At 66.6% G+C, this 793-nt stretch carries 1 pseudogene; it reads left to right on the top strand.

The annotated features are described in order from the left end of the window. Positions 1 to 238: 238 nt before the first annotated feature. Positions 239 to 793: pseudogene (locus tag EQG76_RS24455) on the top strand (hypothetical protein); the annotation flags it as partial.

The following is a 793-nucleotide window of genomic DNA, read 5'->3' as shown; positions in this document are numbered from 1 at the left end:
CCGGGCCCTGGGCTTTGCCAGCAGCGATCCGCTCTACGACCTCCAGCTCGACAACCACACCGGCATGCTGCGCTACGGCAATGCCCGGCTCGATCGCTGGGCCGGCACGCCTGCTCTGTCGCGCGCTGCCTGGATCGTCAAGGCGGTCACCTCGCTGACCGACCGGCCGGTCGCCTGAGCAGCGCCAACCAATAAATCCGAGGAAATTCCTCAGCCTGCGCATAACGAGGTCGGGATCATGTTCTCCAAGATACGTGCCGCCAGACGTGCGGTCGAACTGCGCAACCAGCTCCAGGCGGCCCGGTTCAGCCGGCGCGAGATCGCCAAGCTCGGCCTGATCGTGGGGGGCGCCTACTGGGCGCAGGGCGCCTCGCTGCGCAAGGCGCTGGCGGCCAGCTCGGCCAGTCCCAGGACCACGCCCTGGCAGGAGCCTTTGCCGATCCCGAGCCCGGCGGAAGAGGACAGCAGCGATGCCTATCCCTACAACGAGGCCGAGCACCAGTACTGCGCCAACCGTTTCAGGATGCAGCGCTGGATCCATCTGCGGGTGCGGGAGCGCGACCACAGCTTCGCCAAGGAATATGGCGAGAGCAAGGTCTGGTCCTATGGCGACGAGTTCGGCGGGCCGCTGATCGACGTGCGCTACAACCAGCCCTTCTGCCTGCACATCGAGAACGACCTGGATTCGGTGGAGGACCACAAGGGCTTCGGCCATCCGGAGATCGCGCCGCACCTGCACAATTTCCACACCGCCTCGGAGAGCGACGGCGGGCCGTGGAACTGGATCCACCCC

Source organism: Geminicoccus flavidas, assembly GCF_009806515.1.
Classification (GTDB): Bacteria; Pseudomonadota; Alphaproteobacteria; order Geminicoccales; family Geminicoccaceae; genus Geminicoccus; species Geminicoccus flavidus.
This window is presented reverse-complemented; position numbering and strand designations above follow the sequence as displayed.